Here is a 16,852-nt window from a genome sequence, read left to right as displayed (position 1 = left end):
CCCGGCCTTGCGGATATGTCCTCACCCATCGTGAAACTGGTGGCCCAGCGCATTGCGCTGGGCATTCTGCTGCTGTTGGCCGTTTCGGTCCTGATCTTCGCCGGCACCCAAATCCTGCCCGGCGACGTCGCGCAAGCCATTCTCGGGCAGTCGGCGACACCGGAGTCGCTCGCCAATCTGCGCGAGCAGCTCGGCCTCAATGATCCCGCTTACATCCGTTATTTTCGCTGGCTCGGCGGCATCCTGACCGGTGATCTCGGCACGGCTATGTCGAGCGGTCAGGATATCGCAACCTCTATCAAGGGAAGGCTGTGGAACACGCTGTTCCTTGCCTTCTGGGCGGCGATCGTCGCGGTGCCGCTGGCGATCATCCTCGGCCTGATCGCGGTGCGCTACCGCAATGGCTGGGTCGACAAGCTGATCTCCGGGTTAGCGCTCGCCTCGACCTCGTTTCCGGAATTCTTCATCGGCTATGTGCTCGTCTTTTTCTTCGCGGTGCAACATCAATGGTTTCCCGCCATTTCCACGGTCTATGACGGGATGCCTTTCGGCGAACGCATTCAGGCCATAGCACTGCCGGCGGCAGCGCTGACCCTGGTGGTGCTCGCGCATATGATGCGCATGACGCGCGCTGCGATCCTCAATGTGATGCAGTCCGCCTATGTCGAGACCGCCGAACTCAAGGGGCTTTCGGCCTTCGCGGTCATCCGCAGGCATGCCTTCCCCAATGCCATCGCGCCGATCATCAACGTCGTGATGCTCAATCTCGCTTACCTGATCGTCGGCGTCGTCGTCGTCGAAGTTATCTTTGTCTATCCAGGCATGGGCCAATACCTGGTCGACCACGTCACCAAGCGTGACGTGCCGGTGGTGCAGGCGGTCGGGCTGATCTTCGCCGCCGTCTACATCAGCCTGAACATCATCGCGGACATAGCGGCGATCATCGCCAATCCGCGCCTCAGACATCCGAAATGAGGGGGGCGGGTATGCTCGTCATCAAACGCATCCCTATCCCGGCATTGGTCGGCATCGTGCTGACGGCGCTGTTCGTGCTGGCAGCAATTTTTGCGCCGTGGATCGCGCCGCATGGCAATGCCGAGATCGTCAGCGACGTCCCTTGGGAACCGATGTCCGCGGCGCATTGGCTGGGCACCGACAATCTCGGCCGCGATCTGTTGTCGCGCATGATCTACGGCGCCCGCATCACCCTGTTCATCGCGGTGCTGGCGACCGCGCTGTCCTTCTCGCTCGGCGCCATCCTCGGCTTTTCGGCAGCGGTTTTCGGCGGCTGGTTCGACACGCTTCTGTCGCGTCTCGTCGATCTCCTGATGTCGATCCCGACACTGATCATGGCCCTTGTCGTGCTGTCGGTGCTGCCATCCAATCTGGTGACACTGATCCTGGTCATGGGCATTCTCGACTCGACCCGCGTCTACCGCCTGTCGAGGGCGGTCGCCGTCGACATCAACGTCATGGATTATGTCGAGGCGGCCAAGCTGCGCGGCGAAGGCAGCGGCTGGATCATCTTCCGGGAAATCCTGCCCAATGCGCTGTCGCCGCTGGTTTCGGAACTCGGCCTGCGCTTCATCTATGCCGTACTGTTCCTGTCGACGCTGTCCTTCCTCGGGCTTGGCGTGCAGCCGCCGGACGCCGATTGGGGCGGCATGGTCAAGGAAAACAAGGATGGCATCGTCTTCGGCATAGGCGCCGCCCTCATTCCGGCGGCGGCGATCGCAGCGCTGGCGATTTCCGTCAATCTCGTCGCCGACTGGGTGCTCAACCGTACGACAAGCCTGAAGGGAGGACGCGGGTAATGGCTGACAAGCAACCGAAGCCCGGGCAACCGAAGCCCGGGCAACCAAAGTCCGGCGTGCTGCTCGACATCCGCAATCTGCGCATCGAGGCCACGGTATATCCGCCGGGTGAGGCGCCGAAGAACATCGTGCTGGTGCACGATGTCTCGCTGACGCTCGAAAAGGGCAAGGTGCTCGGATTGATCGGCGAGTCCGGCGCCGGCAAATCGACCATCGGCCTGTCGTCGATGGGCTACGGCCGCGGCGGCGTGCGCATCACCGGCGGCGAGGTCATCCTCAATGGCCGCGACATCCTGAAGGGCGGCAACGAAGGGTTTCGCAAATTGCGCGGCCGCGAGGTCTGCTATGTCGCGCAATCGGCGGCAGCCGCCTTCAATCCGGCGCACAGGCTGATGGACCAGGTGGTCGAGGCAGCACTCCTGCACGGCACGGCGACGCGGGCCGAAGCCGAAAAGCGCGCCGTGGCGCTGTTCAAGAAGCTCAGCCTGCCGAACCCCGAAAGCATCGGCGAGCGCTTTCCCCACCAGGTGTCGGGCGGTCAGCTGCAGCGCGTGATGACGGCAATGGCGCTGTGCTCGGAGCCCGACCTGATCGTCTTCGACGAGCCGACCACGGCGCTGGACGTGACGACGCAGATCGACGTCTTGGCGGCGATCAAGGATGCCATCCGCGACACGCATGTCGCGGCACTCTACATCACTCACGACCTTGCCGTCGTCGCCCAGGTCTCGGACGAGATCATGGTGTTGCGCCACGGCCGGCTGGTCGAATGGGGCGGCACCCGCCAGATCATCAAGGAGCCGCGCCAAGAATACACCAACGCGCTGGTTTCGGTGCATGAGATCGAACACCAGGAGCAGAAGCCCGGCACGAGCCCGTTCCTGTCGGTCAAGAACATCACCGCCGCCTATGGCCGCAGTCACATCAAGGTGCTGAAGAACGTCTCCGTCGATATTTTCCCCGGCCAGACGCTGGCGGTGGTCGGCGAGTCCGGCTCCGGCAAATCGACACTGGCGCGCGCCATCACCGGCCTCTTGCCGCCCGAACAAGGCACCGTCACCTTCGACGGACGGCCGCTCGCCAACCGACTTGCCGACCGGCCGAAGGAGGACCTGCGCCAGCTGCAGATGATCTACCAGATGGCCGACGTGGCGATGAACCCGCGCCAGACGGTCGGCACCATCATCGGTCGGCCGCTGGAATTCTATTTTGGGATGCGCGGGCTTGAGCGCGACAAACGCGTCGCCGAACTGCTCGACAAGATCGAAATGGGTAAAGGCTATGTCGACCGCTATCCGGCCGAGCTTTCGGGCGGCCAGAAGCAGCGCGTCTGCATCGCTCGTTCGCTCGCCGCCAAGCCGAAGCTGATCATCTGCGACGAGGTGACCTCGGCGCTCGATCCGCTGGTCGCCCACGGCATACTGGAGCTGCTCCTCGGGCTGCAGAAAGAGGAAAACGTCGCCTATCTGTTCATCACCCACGACCTGGCCACGGTCAAGTCGATCGCCGATTCGATCGCCGTGATGTATCGCGGCGAAGTGGTGCGCTACGGCGCCAAGAGCACCGTGCTGACGCCACCATTCGATGCCTACACCGATCTTTTGCTATCGTCGGTGCCAGAAATGGAGATCGGCTGGCTAGAGAAAGCGATCAAGGGACGGCGCATGGCCAGCGCGGGGAACTAGCGGGCCGCCCTTTGCGCCCGACGATCCTGTCCGGGCGTGGATTGAACGGCAGGCCCGCCCTGACTTTTCCGATTAAGCCGCATGGAGGCGCCCTTGGCGTTCGACACAAAACTGTTGCTCATCATCCTCGACGGCGTGCCTTACCGGAACTGGCGACGGCTGATGGGCAATCTCGAAGGCTGGGTGCAATCAGGCGAAGCCCGCGTATGGAAAATGCGTTCCGTGCTGCCGTCGACCTCGGCATCCTGCTATGCCTCGATCCACACCGGCGTGCCGCCGCAAGTGCACGGTATCCTGTCGAACGAGAACCGGTTTCGCGTCGAACAGCCGGACATCTTTTCCGAAGTCAGCAGGGCCGGCGGCAAGACCGGTGCGGTCACCCACTCCTACTGGTCCGAATTCTTCCGGGCCTATCCGTTCGACCTGGTCGAGGACATGGAGTTCGACCAGCCGGGCAGGCCGATCAGCCATGGCCGGTTCCACACCATGACCGGCTACAATGCCAGGAACCAGATGACGCCGAGCGACGTCGACCTGTTCGCGACGTTGACCATGCTGACCAGGCGCTACGGCATCGATTACGGCATCCTGCACAGCTGTACTCTGGACTCGATGGGCCACCGCTTCGGCCATGACTGCCACGAGATGGATCATGCCGTCTATGCAATGGACGCCATGCTCGCCGGCTTCCTGCCGCGCTGGCGGGAAGCCGGCTACGAGGTGATCGTCACCGCCGATCATGGCCAGACCGATCGCGGCCATCATGGCGGCCACGACGAGGAGATGCAGGATTTCGCACTTTACTACTTCGGATCCGGCGAGGGTCCGGAAGCCAGTACGCTGCTCGATCAGTTGCAGCTCGCGCCGACGGTGCTTGCGCGCCTCGGCGTGCCGGTGCCGGCGACGATGAAGGCAAAGCCGTTCCTGAGTTGAGCGCGCGCCCTCTTCTCCCTCTGGCAACGCTCCCGCTCTTCAGTTAGCCTCCGCAGATATACGGGCGGATGCGGTGAACCTTTTTGGGCCGATCAGCGACACAGCAGGCAGGAGCCAGGCGGCTCGACCGGCGATGACGGCCGCGGAGACCGATCGCGCGCTTGTCGAGCGGGTCGCGAAAGGCGACCGTGCCGCCGTGCGGCTCCTGTTCATGCGCCACCACGCGCGGGTCTACCGCTTCGTGGCACGCCAGACGGGATCGGAACTGATGGCCGACGATATCGCGAACGAGGTGTTCCTCGAACTCTGGCGGCAGGCACCGGCCTTCGAGGGGCGCTCGGAGGTTTCGACATGGCTGCTCGGCATTGCCCGCTTCAAGGCGCTGTCCCTGCTGCGCAAGAAGAAGGAAGACTGGATCGACGACGATGATGCGGCCCAGGTCGCCGACGGCGCCGACACGCCTGAAGTCGTGACGATGAAGGAAGACAAGGCCGCCGCCTTGCGACACTTTATCGATGCCATGCCGGAAGAGCACCGCACGGTGATCGACCTTGCCTATTATCACGGGCAATCGGTGAGCGAGATCGGCGAGGTACTCGGCATCCCGGTCGCAACGGTCAAGACCAGGATGTTCTGCGCCCGCAAGAAACTCGGCGAAGCCCTCAAGGCCGCCGGTTACGACAGGGGGTGGCCATGAGCGCCGCTGAAAAGATGTCACGCCGCGACGAAATGGAAATGCTGCTGCCGTTTTATCTGAACGGCTCGCTGGAGGGCACCGAGCTCGAAGCCATCGAGGAATGGCTGACGAGCGATCCGGCGGCGATGGCCGCACTAGGCGAGGCCGAGGCCGAATTCTCCGGCACCGCTGCCGCAAACGAGGCAATCCGCCCGCCGGCCGATGCGCTCAGCCGCTTTGCCAAGGCGCTCGACGCCGAGGCCGGCCCGTCCCGCGCGCCGGCGGCATCGTCCTGGCTGGCGCAAGCCTGGAGCCGCTTCATGGCGGTGCCCGCCGGCGTCGCCTGGGCCGCGGCCGCGGTGCTGCTGGCCCTGGTCGTCGCGCAATCCTTTGTGCAGACCGGCAACAGAGGTGGCGATTTCGAGATTGCCGGATCGGAGGACGATCTGGCCAAAATGCCGTTTGCACTGGTGAAGTTCAAACCGGATGCGAAGCTGTCCGATATCGTCGCTTTTCTCGACCAGAACCAGTTGAAGATCGCTGGCGGGCCGACCGCCGACGGCGTCTTCCGCGTCGGCGTCCCGGCCGAGACCGCCGCCGACTATCAGAAGCTGCTTGGCCTTATCGCCGCCCAGCCTTTCACCGAAGCTGCCCTGGAGGGAAGGAAACCGGCTGATGGCGGCTGAGGCGGTCATTCGATTGACGGCGGCGATCACAATCTTCGCCGCGTCTGCCGTTGCACAAACCAACGATCCTAACCTCACCCAGGCTGAGATCGACTGCCTGAACCGGGGAAATGCTGCCAACGCCGACTGCGCCAAGGATGGCGGCGGCGTGAAGGATGGCGGCAAAGCGCCGGCTCATGGAACGACGGGCGCGGTGTTTCTTCCGGGCTTGATTGTCGACCTGTTCCCCAATCCTGCCGTAGTCACCGAGGCGCCGATACCTCCTGGCAATACTGCAACCCCACCCGCCGTCGCGCCGGCAATACAGGCTGCGGTGCCGGGCGGTGCGGTGGTTGCGCCGACCGATCTTGTGGCAACCGAGCCGCCGCGCGCCGTGACCGGCGATTTCGTGCCCGACGAGGTGCTGGTCACCGTCAATGGCGATGCCGGCGCGGTCCAGCAGATCGCGGCCTCGTTCGGCCTCGAGATACGCTCGCAGCGGCAGTCGCGGCTGCTCGGCAACACGCTGGTGCGCTTCGGCATTCCCGATGGCCGCCCGGTCGGCGTCGTGCTGGCGCAGCTCGCCGCCGACGGCCGCACTTTGCGGCGTGAGGCCAACCATGTCTACTCGCTGCAGCAGGCGGCCAGCATCGCCAATTATGCGTTCGAGCGCATCGCGCTCGATGCCGACAAAGCCAGCGGCGAGAATGTGCGCGTCGGCGTCATCGACACCGGCATCGACGACGGCAATCCGGCGCTCTCCGGCGTCATCGCCGGGCAGTTCGATGCCATGCCCGACGTGCCGATCAAGGCGCGCGACCACGGCACTTCGGTCGATGGACTGATCGCCGGCACCGGCGCGTTCAAAGGCATGGCGCCGGGCGCCAGGATCTATCATGCCCGCGCCTTCGAGGGCGGCAAGTCGACCATGGACGTCGTCCTTTCGGCGCTTGACTGGGCGGCGGAGCAGGATGTCCGCATCATCAATATGAGCTTCGTCGGCCCGAAGAACGACCTGCTCGGCATCGCCTGCCGCAATGCGCGTGCGCTTGGCATCGTGCTGGTTGCGGCCGCCGGCAATAACGGACCGAAGGCGCCCTATGGTTATCCGGCCGCCTTCGACGGCGTGATCGCGGTGACGGCCACCGATGCCAAGGACGGGCTGATGCCGCAGGCCAATCGCGGCGCCTATGTCTTCATCTCCGCTCCCGGCGTTGAGATGGTGGCGCCGAGCGGCGCCGGCTCGGACGTGGTGACCGGGACGTCCTTCGCCGCGGCGATCGTGACCGGCGCCGTCGCCAATCTGTTGCATGCCGCGCCCGACCGCTCCGCCGACTGGGTCGAGAAAGCACTTGCCGCCACGGCAAAGGATCTCGGCGCGAAGGGGCGGGACAATGACTTCGGCTACGGGCTTCTGAACACCAAGGCGGCCGAGGCGGCGAATGAATAGCCCGCTCAGGACGCGTTTTGCTGAGGACGTAGGAGAAAATAGAATGCGGCGACGTGCGTTATCATCAGCAGCGGTACGTAGATGATCGGGATCGCGTAGGTGGCGCCCAGTTCGCCTGCGCGTGCAGGAAGGCCGATCTGAATGGCGTGGTAATAGTCGACGATGAGGTCGACCGTCCCTGCGACGTTGAAGGCGACGACCAACGGCCAGAAGAGCGGGCGTATCCTCACCGTGAGCAGCGCCAGCATGGCCAGCACGCCGGTCGCGAAATCGCCGTAGGCGGCGAACACGGCGAAATCAGCGGGCAGATTGGGGCTTACGACGCCCGGAACTAGGAAGACGAGCCCGAAGAAGCGGAAGCTGTGCAGCATAGCGATAGCGCGTTGCGCCGCGACCCGGTCCATCGACCTGAGCAACGGCAAACCGTACGCGCCGAAGCAAAGCAGCCACGCGACATAGCCGAGAACAAGATGGGTTTGGAACACCATTTCCGTGGACATTTGGCCTACTCTCAACAGTTGGTTCACGCGGCTTTAAGCCCGCTACCGCAATTCGACTATCCGGTGTAATCACAACAACCTATGAAGCAGAACTACACAGTCCGACATGGTGCGCTGGAGGGCGTCGAGGCGTTCCTGGCCGTCGCCATGCGGCGTAACTTCCGCCGTGCCGCCACCGATCTCGGCGTGACGCCATCGGCCGTGAGCCAAGCGGTGCGCGCGCTGGAAGCTCGCCTGGGCACGGCGTTGTTCGTCCGCACGACGCGGAGCGTTGGTTTAACCGAACCTGGCCAGCGGTTCCTCGACCGTGCCGGCCCGGCATTCGAGGAGCTCGTAGCGGCCGGCGAGGCTGCCCGCGATATCGGCCAGCGGCCGACCGGTCTGCTGCGCCTGTCTGTGCCTCGCGCTATCGTGCCGCTGATGTTGGAGCCGGTGCTCGCGTCGTTCTGCCAAGCCTATCCTGAGATCGAACTGGAGATCGCCGTGAGCGACCAGATGGTCGATCTCGCGACCGGCGGGTTCGACGCCGGCATCCGCCTCGGGCAACTCATCGCCGCCGACATGGTCGCGGTGCGGCTGACCCCGCCGTTCTCGTTCGTAGTCGTCGGCAGCCCTGACTATTTTGAGCGCTACGGCCGTCCCGAGCGTGTCGACGACTTGCGCCACCACGCCTGCTTACGCTTGCGCCGCTCGAATGGCGCCATCGCACCCTGGTCGTTCATCGACGGTAACGGTGCAATCGAAGCGATCGTCTCAGGCCCGCTGATTGCGCACGACTATTCGACATTGGTCGGGGCCGCGATGCGGGGCGTCGGGTTGGCGCAGACGCCGCGACCACTCGCCGAAGGTCCGATAGCCGAAGGAAAACTCCAGTCGGTGCTCGACGGCGTCGCCACGACGACGCCGGGTGTCTTCCTTTATCATCCCGGCAAGCGCCAAGTCCTGCCGAAGCTGCGCGCCTTCATCGATCACCTCAAATCCGCGGCCTGAGACCAGGACGCACCCGCTGGTGCTGGCCAACAGCCGCCAAGAGTCGACCTCGGCCGTTCAGAGTGATTGCCTCTAGGCCGGCGCGCCGGCGACCGATCCCCTGACCACCAGGTCGACCGGCCAGACTTCGCCGCGAGCGCCCTCCTCCAGGCCGGAAATCCGCGCCGCCAGCCGTTCGGCGATGCGCGCGCCGGCGAGGCGGATCGACGAACGCGTCGTCGACAATGGCACCGAAAAATTTTCCGGCTTCAGCCAGGGAAAGACGTCGTCATGGGCGATCAGCGACAGGTCGCCCGGAATGGTCAGGCCGAGATCGCGCACCGCGCGCACCACGCCGAGCGCCATGATCAGGCTGGAGCAGGCGATCGCCGTCGGCGCGTCGCTTTGTTCCAGCAAGCGCCGGGCGGCGCGATAGCCGTTCTCCTCGGTCATGGTCAGCGAACAGACATGCTGATCACGAAGCACCAGGCCGCTCGCCGCAAGCGCGCGGCGCACGCCGCGCTCGCGATGAATGGCGAAGGTCTCGCGATCGTCGCCGTTGATCAGCGCCAGACGCCTGTGACCGAGCTGAACGAGTAGCCGTGCCGCCTCGTGGAAGGCGCCCTCATTGTCGATGTCGGTGAACGGATAGTCGAAATCGAAGCCTTCGCTGCGGCCATGGACGATGAAGGGAATGCCGAGCGTGTTGACGAGTGCCACCCGCCGGTCGGCCGGCCTCGGCGACGAGATATAGACCGCGTCGACCTGCCGGTTGGCGACAATGCGGCGGTAGGTCGTCTCCTGGTCGTCGGCATCGGCCGGTGACAGCACCAGGTCGAGCTCGTGCGAACGCGCATAGTCGCCGAGGCCGGACAGGAACTCGACGAAATGCGGGTCGATGTCGACGGTCGTTCCCGTCGGCAGCACATAGCCGATCATGCCGGTCTTGCCGGTCGCCAGCCGGCGGGCGCTCGGATTGGGGCGATAGCCGTGACGCTTGGCGGCATCGACCACCCGCCGGCGCGTTTCCTCGTTGACTTCCGGGTAGCCGTTCAATGCGCGGCTCACCGTAGTCTGCGAAAGCGCCAGCATGTGGGAGAGCTGCTTGAGGTTCACCGGAGGCCTCCAACCTCAAAGCGCTTTTAATCTGAATCGAGCTAGCCGCTACGAACCGCGTTGCCGAGCGCACTGACCATACGCACGGTTCGGACCGGTTTGAAGCCGAATTTGCTGCTGCACCGCCAGAAAACTGTGCTGCAGCGCACTTTCGCCAGCACCCGGCCGCAGAAATTAAATCGATTAATCTGGCTTTCTCTTGACTCCGGACCAATTCAGTGGCGTGATCAAAATCACCAAAGCGCTTTGGAAGACTCTACGAAAGGTTGCAGTTCCTTTCCGACTGAGTCACAGTCCTGCAGCGCCGGCGGACGGAATGGAGGTTTCGTTCGGTGTTTGTCACCACTGGGAGGGAATACCGATGAAGAAAATGCTTCTGCTGGGCGCTGCGTTTGCCACGCTTGCGCTCGCCATGCCGGCGCAAGCCGAACTGAAGTTCAAGCCGGGCGAAGATCCCCGTTTCAACTGGGCGAACTACGAAGAGCTCAAGAAAGTCGACCTCAAGGGCGAGACGCTGACGATCTTCGGGCCGTGGCGCGGCGAGGACGAAGGGCTTATCCGCACCGTCCTCGATTACTTCTCCGAAGCCACCGGCGCCGAGATCAAGTACTCCTCGTCGGAGAATTACGAGCAGCAGATCGTCATCGACACGCAGGCCGGCAGCCCGCCCAACATTGCCGTGCTGCCGCAGCCGGGCCTGATCCAGGATCTGGCATCGAAGGGCCTTTTGACGCCGCTCGGCGACGATACGGCCAACTGGGTCAAGGACAATTACGGCGCCGGCCAATCCTGGGTCGACCTCGGCACCTTCAAGGACAAGGACGGCAAGCCCGGCTTCTTCGCCTTTCCGTACAAGGCCGACGTGAAGTCGCTGGTCTGGTACTCGCCGGACAATTTCGAGGAAGCCGGCTACAAGGTGCCGAAGACGCAGGAAGAGCTTGCCGAGCTCGAAAAGAAGATCATCGCCGACGGCGGCACGCCATGGTGCATCGGGCTTGGTTCGGGCGGCGCCACCGGCTGGCCGGCGACCGACTGGGTCGAAGACATCATGCTGCGCACCCAGACGCCCGAGACCTACGACAAATGGGTGAAGAACGAAATTCCGTTCAACGATCCGGCAGTGGTCAACGCCATCGACATTTTCGGCAAGATCGCCACCGACGACAAGATGGTCGAGGGCGGCGCCAAGGCGGTTGCGGCGACCGATTTCCGTGACAGCCCGAAGGGCCTCTTCTCGGTGCCGCCAAAATGTTATCTGCACCATCAGGCATCGTTCATCCCGACCTTCTTCCCGCAAGGCACCAAGATCGGCGAGGATGCCGACTTCTTCTACTTCCCGCCTTACGCTTCCAAGCCCGAGCTCGGCACTCCGGTGCTCGGCGCCGGCACGCTCGCCATGATCACCAAAGACAGCAAGAGTGCCCGCGCGTTCATCGAATTCCTGAAGCTGCCGCTCGCTCATGAGATCTGGATGGCACAGGGCGGCTTCGTGACGCCGTTCAAGTCGGTCAACAAGGACGCCTATGCCAGCGACGCGCTGAAGAAGCAGGGCGAGATCCTGGCCAACGCCTCGACCTTCCGCTTCGACGGGTCCGACCTGATGCCGGGCAAGATCGGCGCCGGTGCGTTCTGGACCGGCATGATCGACCTGGTCGGCGGCAAGTCCGCCCAGGACGTCGCCACCGACATCCAGAAAAGCTGGGACGCGATCAAGTAAGCGGCCGGCTTGAGTTCCCAATGTGACGTGGTCCGGGCCTCAAACGGCCCGGACCTTATCCGGTGCTTGGCGTCGCGTCGATTGTCGTGAGCACAACGCATTCCGGCATGACGCGCGCCCAGTGACCTGCTTTCCGGCTGGTCGCGCTCCAGACAACTGAATCGGCGCATGATCCCGTCGCCAAAGCCATTCTCGACTGGCGGATCCGTGCGCAGGGGGAGGGACCCATGGCGGCTCAGATTTTCTCGGCGATATTCGTCATCATCATCGGCGTGGGCGGCTGCGTCGCCTATTTCTGGGGCGCCAACAAGGCACTCGACACGATCTTTCCGGCACGCGGCGTTTCCGGCAAGGCAGCGATCAACAATCTGCGCCGGCAGGGGGTGATCCGACCCTGGCTGTTCGTCGGCCCGGCGATGATCATCCTCACGATCTACCTGATCTACCCGGTAGTGGAGACGCTGAGGCTGTCGTTCCTCGATCGCGGCGGCGCCCATTTCGTCGGCTTGGCCAACTATCAATGGGCGTTCGGCGACCGCGAGTTCCGCAACTCGATCCTCAACAACATCATCTGGCTGGCGGTGGTGCCGGCCGCCTGCACCTTCCTCGGGCTGATCATCGCCGTGCTCACCGACAAGATCTGGTGGGGCACCATCGCAAAAAGCCTGATCTTCCTGCCGCTCGCCATCTCGTTCGTCGGCGCCAGCGTCATCTGGAAATTCATCTACGAATATCGCGGCGAGGGCCAGACGCAGATCGGCCTGCTCAATGCCATCATCCAGTATTTCGGCGGCCAGCCGCAGGTCTGGATCTCGCTGCCGTTCTGGAACAACTTCTTCCTGATGGTCATCCTGATCTGGATCCAGACCGGCTTTGCCATGGTCATCCTGTCGTCGGCCTTGCGCGGCATTCCGGAAGAGACGCTGGAAGCCGCCGTCATCGACGGCGCCAACCCTTTCCAGATCTTCTGGAAGATCATGGTGCCGCAGATCTGGGGCACCATCGCCGTGGTCTGGACCACCATCACCATCCTGGTGCTGAAGGTTTTCGACATCGTGCTGACCATGACCAACGGCCAGTGGAACAGCCAGGTGCTGGCCAATCTGATGTTCGACTGGATGTTCCGCGGCGGCGGCGATTTCGGCCGCGGCGCCACCATCGCCATCATCATCATGATCGCGGTCATTCCGATCATGGTCTGGAACATCCGCCAGGCGAACAAAGAGACGGAAGGGCATTGAGATGGCCGTGTCGACGGGAAAGTCCTTTGTCAGCCGTTTCGGCGTCCATATCGCCGTCTTCATCTTCGTTGCGATCTGGACGATCCCGACGCTCGGCATTCTGGTCTCGTCGCTGCGCGACAAGGACCAGATCATCGCTTCGGGCTGGTGGAACTCGTTCACCAGTTCCAGCCAGACGGAAGCCGGACGGCTGCCGCCCGCCTCGGCGCAACTCGAGAAGGACGGCAAGTTCGTTCTGCAAGGCAATATTTTCGGCGACGGTCCGGCCCGCAACATCAGCGCCTTCGGCGTCAAGTCGGCAGCGCCGACGCAATATCCCGCCGGCACGACAGCCGATCTCGGCGACGGCGTGACCCTGCAGCTCAATGCCGACGGCAGTTTCGTCATGACCTCGCCGAAGGCTTTCGAAGGCGAACGCGGCCAGCGCGTCTATTACGCCTCGTCGGCGCCGCCGAAATTCACCACCGACAATTACGACACGGTGCTGTTTTCGGAAGGCATCGGCCGCTCCTTCATGAACTCGCTGACCGTCACCATTCCGGCGACCGTCATCCCGATCCTGATCGCCGCGTTCGCCGCTTACGCGCTGGCCTGGATGCGCTTTCCTGGCCGGGCCCTGCTCATCGCCGTCATCATCGGCCTCCTGGTGGTGCCGCTGCAGATGTCGCTGATCCCGCTATTGAAGCTCTATAACGGCGTCGGCAGCTTCTTCGGCGTGCCGTCGAAGACCTATCTCGGCATCTGGCTGGCGCATACCGGCTTCGGTCTGCCTTTCGCCATCTATCTGTTGAGGAGCTATATCGCCGGCCTGCCACGCGAGATCATGGAGTCGGCACGCATCGACGGGGCCAGCGATTTCGAAATCTTCGTCAAGATCGTGCTGCCATTGTCGTTCCCGGTGCTGGCCTCGTTCGCCATCTTCCAGTTTCTCTGGGTGTGGAACGATCTGCTGGTGGCGATGGTTTTCCTTGGTACCGAGGGCGACCAGATCGTGCTTACCGCCAAGCTTAATGCGTTGCTCGGCTCGCGCGGCGGCGACTGGGAGATCCTGACGACATCGGCCTTCGTCACCATCATCGTGCCGCTGATCGTGTTCTTCTCGCTGCAGCGCTATTTCGTCCGCGGGCTGCTTGCCGGCTCGGTGAAAGGAGGTTGAGATCATGCAATCCGCTTTGAAGGCGACCCCGAAGCCCGATCTCGCTATCGATCGCGACTGGTGGCGAGGTGCCGTGATCTACCAGATCTACCCGCGCAGCTACCAGGATTCGAACGGCGACGGCATCGGCGACCTCAGGGGCATGATCGGCCGGCTGCCCTACATCGCCTCGCTCGGTGTCGACGCCATCTGGATCTCGCCATTCTTCAAATCGCCGATGAAGGATTTTGGCTACGACGTGTCGGATTATTGCGACGTCGATCCGATGTTCGGCACGCTGGCCGACTTCGACGCGCTGACCGCAGAGGCGCACCGGCTTGGCCTCAAGGTGATGATCGACGAGGTGCTCTCGCACACCGCCGACATCCATCCGTGGTTCAGGGAAAGCCGGTCGAGCCGCAGCAATCCAAAAGCCGACTGGTATGTCTGGGCGGATGCCAAGCCGGACGGCACGCCGCCCAACAACTGGCTGTCTATCTTCGGCGGCTCGGCCTGGCAGTGGGACACCAGCCGCCAGCAATATTATCTTCATAATTTCCTGGCCGAGCAGCCTGACCTCAACTTCCACAGCCGCGCGGTCCAGGACGCGCTGCTCGACGTCACCCGCTTCTGGCTGGAGCGCGGCGTCGACGGTTTTCGCCTCGATACCATCAATTTCTATTTCCACAGCCAGGGCCTGGAAAACAATCCGCCGCTGCCGCCCGAGCAGCGCAACGACCAGACGGCGCCGGCCGTCAACCCCTACAACTACCAGGACCATCTGTACGACAAGAGCCGGCCTGAAAACCTCGGCTTCCTCGAACGCTTCCGCGCCTTGCTCGACGAATACCCGGCGACGGCCGCGGTTGGCGAGGTCGGCGATTCGCAGCGTGGGCTGGAAGTGGTGGCGGCCTATACGGCCGGCGGCAAGCGCGTGCATATGTGTTACTCCTTCGACTTCCTGGCGCCGGAGAAGATCAGCGCGGCAAAGGTACGCTCGGTGCTGGAAACCTTCGGCAAGGTGGCCAGCGACGGCTGGTCGTGCTGGGCCTTCTCCAACCATGACGTGATGCGCCCTGCCTCGCGCTGGGCAGCCGGCGAGCCCGACCCGACCGCCTACCTCAAGGTCATCTCGGCGCTGCTGATGTCGTTGCGCGGCTCGGTCTGCATCTATCAGGGCGAGGAGCTCGGGCTCAGCGAGGCCGAGCTCAGCTTCGAGGATCTGCAGGACCCATACGGCATCCGCTTCTGGCCTGAATTCAAGGGACGCGACGGCTGCCGTACGCCGATGGTTTGGGACGGCGCTGCCCGCAATGGCGGCTTCTCGACGGCAAAGCCCTGGCTGCCGGTGCCCAGCAAGCACCTTGCGCAAGCCGTCAATGTGCAGCAAGGCGACGACGGCTCGCTGCTCGAGCACTACCGGCGCTTCCTGGCTTTCCGCCGCGCCCATCCGGCACTGGCCAAGGGTGATATCGAGTTCATCGAAAGCGAGGGCGACACCGTCGCCTTCACGCGCCGCGAAGGCAACGAGCAGATCGTCTGCGCCTTCAATCTCGGAGCAAAGCCGGCCGAGGTCGATCTTGGCGGCCGCTCATTGCAGCCCTTGCCGGGACACGGGTTTTCGGGACAGACTGGCGCCGGCACGATCCGCCTCGGCGGCTACGGCGCCTGGTTCGGGCGTATCGACTGAATTCAAGGAAGAACTGGAGGGTACCATGGCCGATGTCACGCTAAGGCAAGTGAGGAAATCATATGGCAATCTCAACATTCTGCACGGCGTCGACCTCGACATAAAGTCGGGCGAATTCATCGTCTTCGTCGGTCCCTCGGGTTGCGGCAAGTCGACCTTGCTGCGCTGCATCGCCGGGCTGGAGGAGATCACCTCGGGCGAGCTCAAGATCGACGGCGAGATCGTCAACGACGTGCCGCCGTCAAAGCGCGGCATCGCCATGGTGTTCCAGTCCTATGCGCTTTATCCGCACATGACCGTCTACGACAACATGGCGTTCTCGATGAAGATCGGCAAGGAAAGCAAGGCCGAGATCGACAAGCGGGTGCGCCAGGCGGCCGAGATCCTGCAGCTGACCAAATATCTCGACCGTCTGCCCAAGGCGATGTCGGGCGGCCAGCGCCAGCGCGTCGCCATCGGCCGCGCCATCGTGCGCAATCCCAAGGTCTTCCTGTTCGACGAGCCGCTATCCAACCTCGACGCGGCGCTGCGCGTCGCCACCCGCATCGAGATCGCCAAGCTCAAGGAGTCAATGCCGGCCACGACGATGATCTACGTCACCCACGACCAGGTCGAGGCGATGACGCTGGCCGACCGCATCGTCGTGCTGAAGGAAGGCCATATCGAACAGGTCGGCACGCCGATGGAGCTCTACAAGCGGCCCGGCAATCTGTTCGTCGCCCAGTTCATCGGCTCGCCGGCGATGAACATCCTGCCGGCGACGATCGACAAGACCGGCAACCCGACGGTCGTCAGCCATGTCGGCGGCCGCAAGGCAACGGTGCCGATCGCAACGCCTGCGTCGGCGAAAGGCGCAGCGGTGAGCTTCGGGGTGCGGCCGGAGGATCTGATGATTGCCACCGGCGCCGACTATTTGTTCGAAGGGACGGTCGATTACGTCGAGCAGCTCGGCGAGGTCCAGCTCGTCTATGTCGACATCGGCCGCGCCGACCTGCCGCTGGTGACCAAGCTGCCGGGCAATGTCGAGGTCAAGCGCGGAGCGACACTGCGGCTGACGGCGGACGCCGGAGACCTGCATATTTTCGACGCGGACGGGCGCTCTTTCGCGCTCCATGAAGCAGAAGCAAAGGCGGCTTGAAGCAGGCGTTCTTCCGCCATGCGAGAGACAAGAGCGGGCGGGCCGGGCCCCCCCCGCGGGGTGGGGATATAAATCGGGCGGTAATTAGTGAATTGCCTGTTACTCGAGCGCCGACCACGCACG

15 protein-coding genes are annotated in these 16,852 nt (G+C 63.6%); 13 read left to right on the top strand and 2 right to left on the bottom strand.

All coding sequences use genetic code 11. The features are described from left to right. The first annotated feature begins 15 nt into the window (after nt 1–15). The 7 genes from NKJ81_RS10175 to NKJ81_RS10145 all read left to right on the top strand — a co-directional run bounded on the left by NKJ81_RS10175 (nt 16) and on the right by NKJ81_RS10145 (nt 7,223). On the top strand, nt 16–975 hold the full coding sequence (locus NKJ81_RS10175; RefSeq protein WP_352540353.1) for an ABC transporter permease: 960 nt from the start codon (nt 16–18) through the stop codon (nt 973–975). 11 nt (nt 976–986) lie between these two features. Beyond that, a complete protein-coding gene (locus NKJ81_RS10170; RefSeq protein ID WP_352452240.1) occupies nt 987–1,814 on the top strand; it encodes an ABC transporter permease in 828 nt (275 codons plus the stop codon). Then, nucleotides 1,814–3,499, top strand: coding sequence for an ABC transporter ATP-binding protein (locus tag NKJ81_RS10165; protein WP_352540352.1), 1,686 nt, complete (start codon nt 1,814–1,816; stop codon nt 3,497–3,499). Before NKJ81_RS10170 ends, NKJ81_RS10165 begins: the two co-directional genes overlap by 1 nt. Before the next feature lie 93 nt (nt 3,500–3,592). Beyond that, nucleotides 3,593–4,432 (top strand): alkaline phosphatase family protein, encoded by an 840-nt coding sequence (locus NKJ81_RS10160; protein WP_352540351.1) that lies wholly within the window; start codon nt 3,593–3,595, stop codon nt 4,430–4,432. A 133-nt stretch (nt 4,433–4,565) separates the two neighbouring features. Beyond that, nucleotides 4,566–5,129, top strand: coding sequence for a sigma-70 family RNA polymerase sigma factor (locus NKJ81_RS10155; protein ID WP_352540350.1), 564 nt, complete (start codon nt 4,566–4,568; stop codon nt 5,127–5,129). Then, nucleotides 5,126–5,794, top strand: a complete 669-nt coding sequence (locus NKJ81_RS10150) for an anti-sigma factor (RefSeq protein WP_352469844.1) — start codon at nt 5,126–5,128, stop codon at nt 5,792–5,794. Before NKJ81_RS10155 ends, NKJ81_RS10150 begins: the two co-directional genes overlap by 4 nt. After that, the gene (locus NKJ81_RS10145; RefSeq protein ID WP_352540349.1) at nt 5,784–7,223 is read left to right on the top strand and encodes a S8 family serine peptidase; all 1,440 of its coding nucleotides are present in this window, start codon (nt 5,784–5,786) and stop codon (nt 7,221–7,223) included. Before NKJ81_RS10150 ends, NKJ81_RS10145 begins: the two co-directional genes overlap by 11 nt. A 5-nt stretch (nt 7,224–7,228) precedes the next feature. Here the strand turns inward: NKJ81_RS10145 and NKJ81_RS10140 are convergent, their stop codons facing one another. Next, a complete protein-coding gene (locus NKJ81_RS10140) occupies nt 7,229–7,723 on the bottom strand; it encodes a DUF8737 domain-containing protein (RefSeq protein WP_352540348.1) in 495 nt (164 codons plus the stop codon). An 81-nt stretch (nt 7,724–7,804) separates the two neighbouring features. Here NKJ81_RS10140 and NKJ81_RS10135 point away from each other — a divergent pair, with 81 nt between their 5' ends. Next, nucleotides 7,805–8,713, top strand: coding sequence for a LysR family transcriptional regulator (locus NKJ81_RS10135; protein WP_352540347.1), 909 nt, complete (start codon nt 7,805–7,807; stop codon nt 8,711–8,713). Between the two features lie 72 nt (nt 8,714–8,785). On the opposite strand, the gene NKJ81_RS10130 is transcribed toward NKJ81_RS10135, so the two are convergent. Further along, a complete protein-coding gene (locus NKJ81_RS10130) occupies nt 8,786–9,808 on the bottom strand; it encodes a substrate-binding domain-containing protein (RefSeq protein ID WP_031213013.1) in 1,023 nt (340 codons plus the stop codon). A 361-nt stretch (nt 9,809–10,169) separates the two neighbouring features. Here NKJ81_RS10130 and NKJ81_RS10125 point away from each other — a divergent pair, with 361 nt between their 5' ends. From NKJ81_RS10125 to NKJ81_RS10105, 5 genes are all read left to right on the top strand, one after another. Further along, nucleotides 10,170–11,525, top strand: a complete 1,356-nt coding sequence (locus NKJ81_RS10125) for an ABC transporter substrate-binding protein (RefSeq protein ID WP_352522473.1) — start codon at nt 10,170–10,172, stop codon at nt 11,523–11,525. A 227-nt stretch (nt 11,526–11,752) separates the two neighbouring features. Beyond that, nucleotides 11,753–12,766 (top strand): carbohydrate ABC transporter permease, encoded by a 1,014-nt coding sequence (locus NKJ81_RS10120; RefSeq protein ID WP_352540346.1) that lies wholly within the window; start codon nt 11,753–11,755, stop codon nt 12,764–12,766. A gap of 1 nt (nt 12,767) precedes the next feature. Next, the gene (locus NKJ81_RS10115; RefSeq protein ID WP_352540345.1) at nt 12,768–13,922 is read left to right on the top strand and encodes a carbohydrate ABC transporter permease; all 1,155 of its coding nucleotides are present in this window, start codon (nt 12,768–12,770) and stop codon (nt 13,920–13,922) included. A gap of 4 nt (nt 13,923–13,926) precedes the next feature. Further along, a complete protein-coding gene (gene bglA, locus NKJ81_RS10110) occupies nt 13,927–15,591 on the top strand; it encodes a beta-galactosidase BglA (protein ID WP_352540344.1) in 1,665 nt (554 codons plus the stop codon). A 25-nt stretch (nt 15,592–15,616) separates the two neighbouring features. Next, nucleotides 15,617–16,729 (top strand): ABC transporter ATP-binding protein, encoded by a 1,113-nt coding sequence (locus NKJ81_RS10105; RefSeq protein WP_023680224.1) that lies wholly within the window; start codon nt 15,617–15,619, stop codon nt 16,727–16,729. The last annotated feature ends 123 nt before the right edge of the window (nt 16,730–16,852 follow it).

This window comes from Mesorhizobium sp. M0018, assembly GCF_040323955.1.
In the GTDB taxonomy this organism is placed as follows: domain Bacteria; phylum Pseudomonadota; class Alphaproteobacteria; order Rhizobiales; family Rhizobiaceae; genus Mesorhizobium.
This window is presented reverse-complemented; position numbering and strand designations above follow the sequence as displayed.

Excerpts from the sequence above, each read along its gene's own strand:
- NKJ81_RS10175 (WP_352540353.1), top strand. The coding sequence starts at position 16 with ATGTCCTCACCCATCGTGAAACTGGTGGCCCAGCGCATTGCGCTGGGC.
- NKJ81_RS10170 (WP_352452240.1), top strand. The coding sequence starts at position 987 with ATGCTCGTCATCAAACGCATCCCTATCCCGGCATTGGTCGGCATCGTG.
- NKJ81_RS10165 (WP_352540352.1), top strand. The coding sequence starts at position 1,814 with ATGGCTGACAAGCAACCGAAGCCCGGGCAACCGAAGCCCGGGCAACCA.
- NKJ81_RS10155 (WP_352540350.1), top strand. The coding sequence starts at position 4,566 with ATGACGGCCGCGGAGACCGATCGCGCGCTTGTCGAGCGGGTCGCGAAA.
- NKJ81_RS10150 (WP_352469844.1), top strand. The coding sequence starts at position 5,126 with ATGAGCGCCGCTGAAAAGATGTCACGCCGCGACGAAATGGAAATGCTG.
- NKJ81_RS10145 (WP_352540349.1), top strand. The coding sequence starts at position 5,784 with ATGGCGGCTGAGGCGGTCATTCGATTGACGGCGGCGATCACAATCTTC.
- NKJ81_RS10140 (WP_352540348.1), bottom strand. The coding sequence starts at position 7,723 with ATGTCCACGGAAATGGTGTTCCAAACCCATCTTGTTCTCGGCTATGTC.
- NKJ81_RS10135 (WP_352540347.1), top strand. The coding sequence starts at position 7,805 with ATGAAGCAGAACTACACAGTCCGACATGGTGCGCTGGAGGGCGTCGAG.
- NKJ81_RS10125 (WP_352522473.1), top strand. The coding sequence starts at position 10,170 with ATGAAGAAAATGCTTCTGCTGGGCGCTGCGTTTGCCACGCTTGCGCTC.
- NKJ81_RS10120 (WP_352540346.1), top strand. The coding sequence starts at position 11,753 with ATGGCGGCTCAGATTTTCTCGGCGATATTCGTCATCATCATCGGCGTG.
- NKJ81_RS10115 (WP_352540345.1), top strand. The coding sequence starts at position 12,768 with ATGGCCGTGTCGACGGGAAAGTCCTTTGTCAGCCGTTTCGGCGTCCAT.
- bglA (WP_352540344.1), top strand. The coding sequence starts at position 13,927 with ATGCAATCCGCTTTGAAGGCGACCCCGAAGCCCGATCTCGCTATCGAT.
- NKJ81_RS10105 (WP_023680224.1), top strand. The coding sequence starts at position 15,617 with ATGGCCGATGTCACGCTAAGGCAAGTGAGGAAATCATATGGCAATCTC.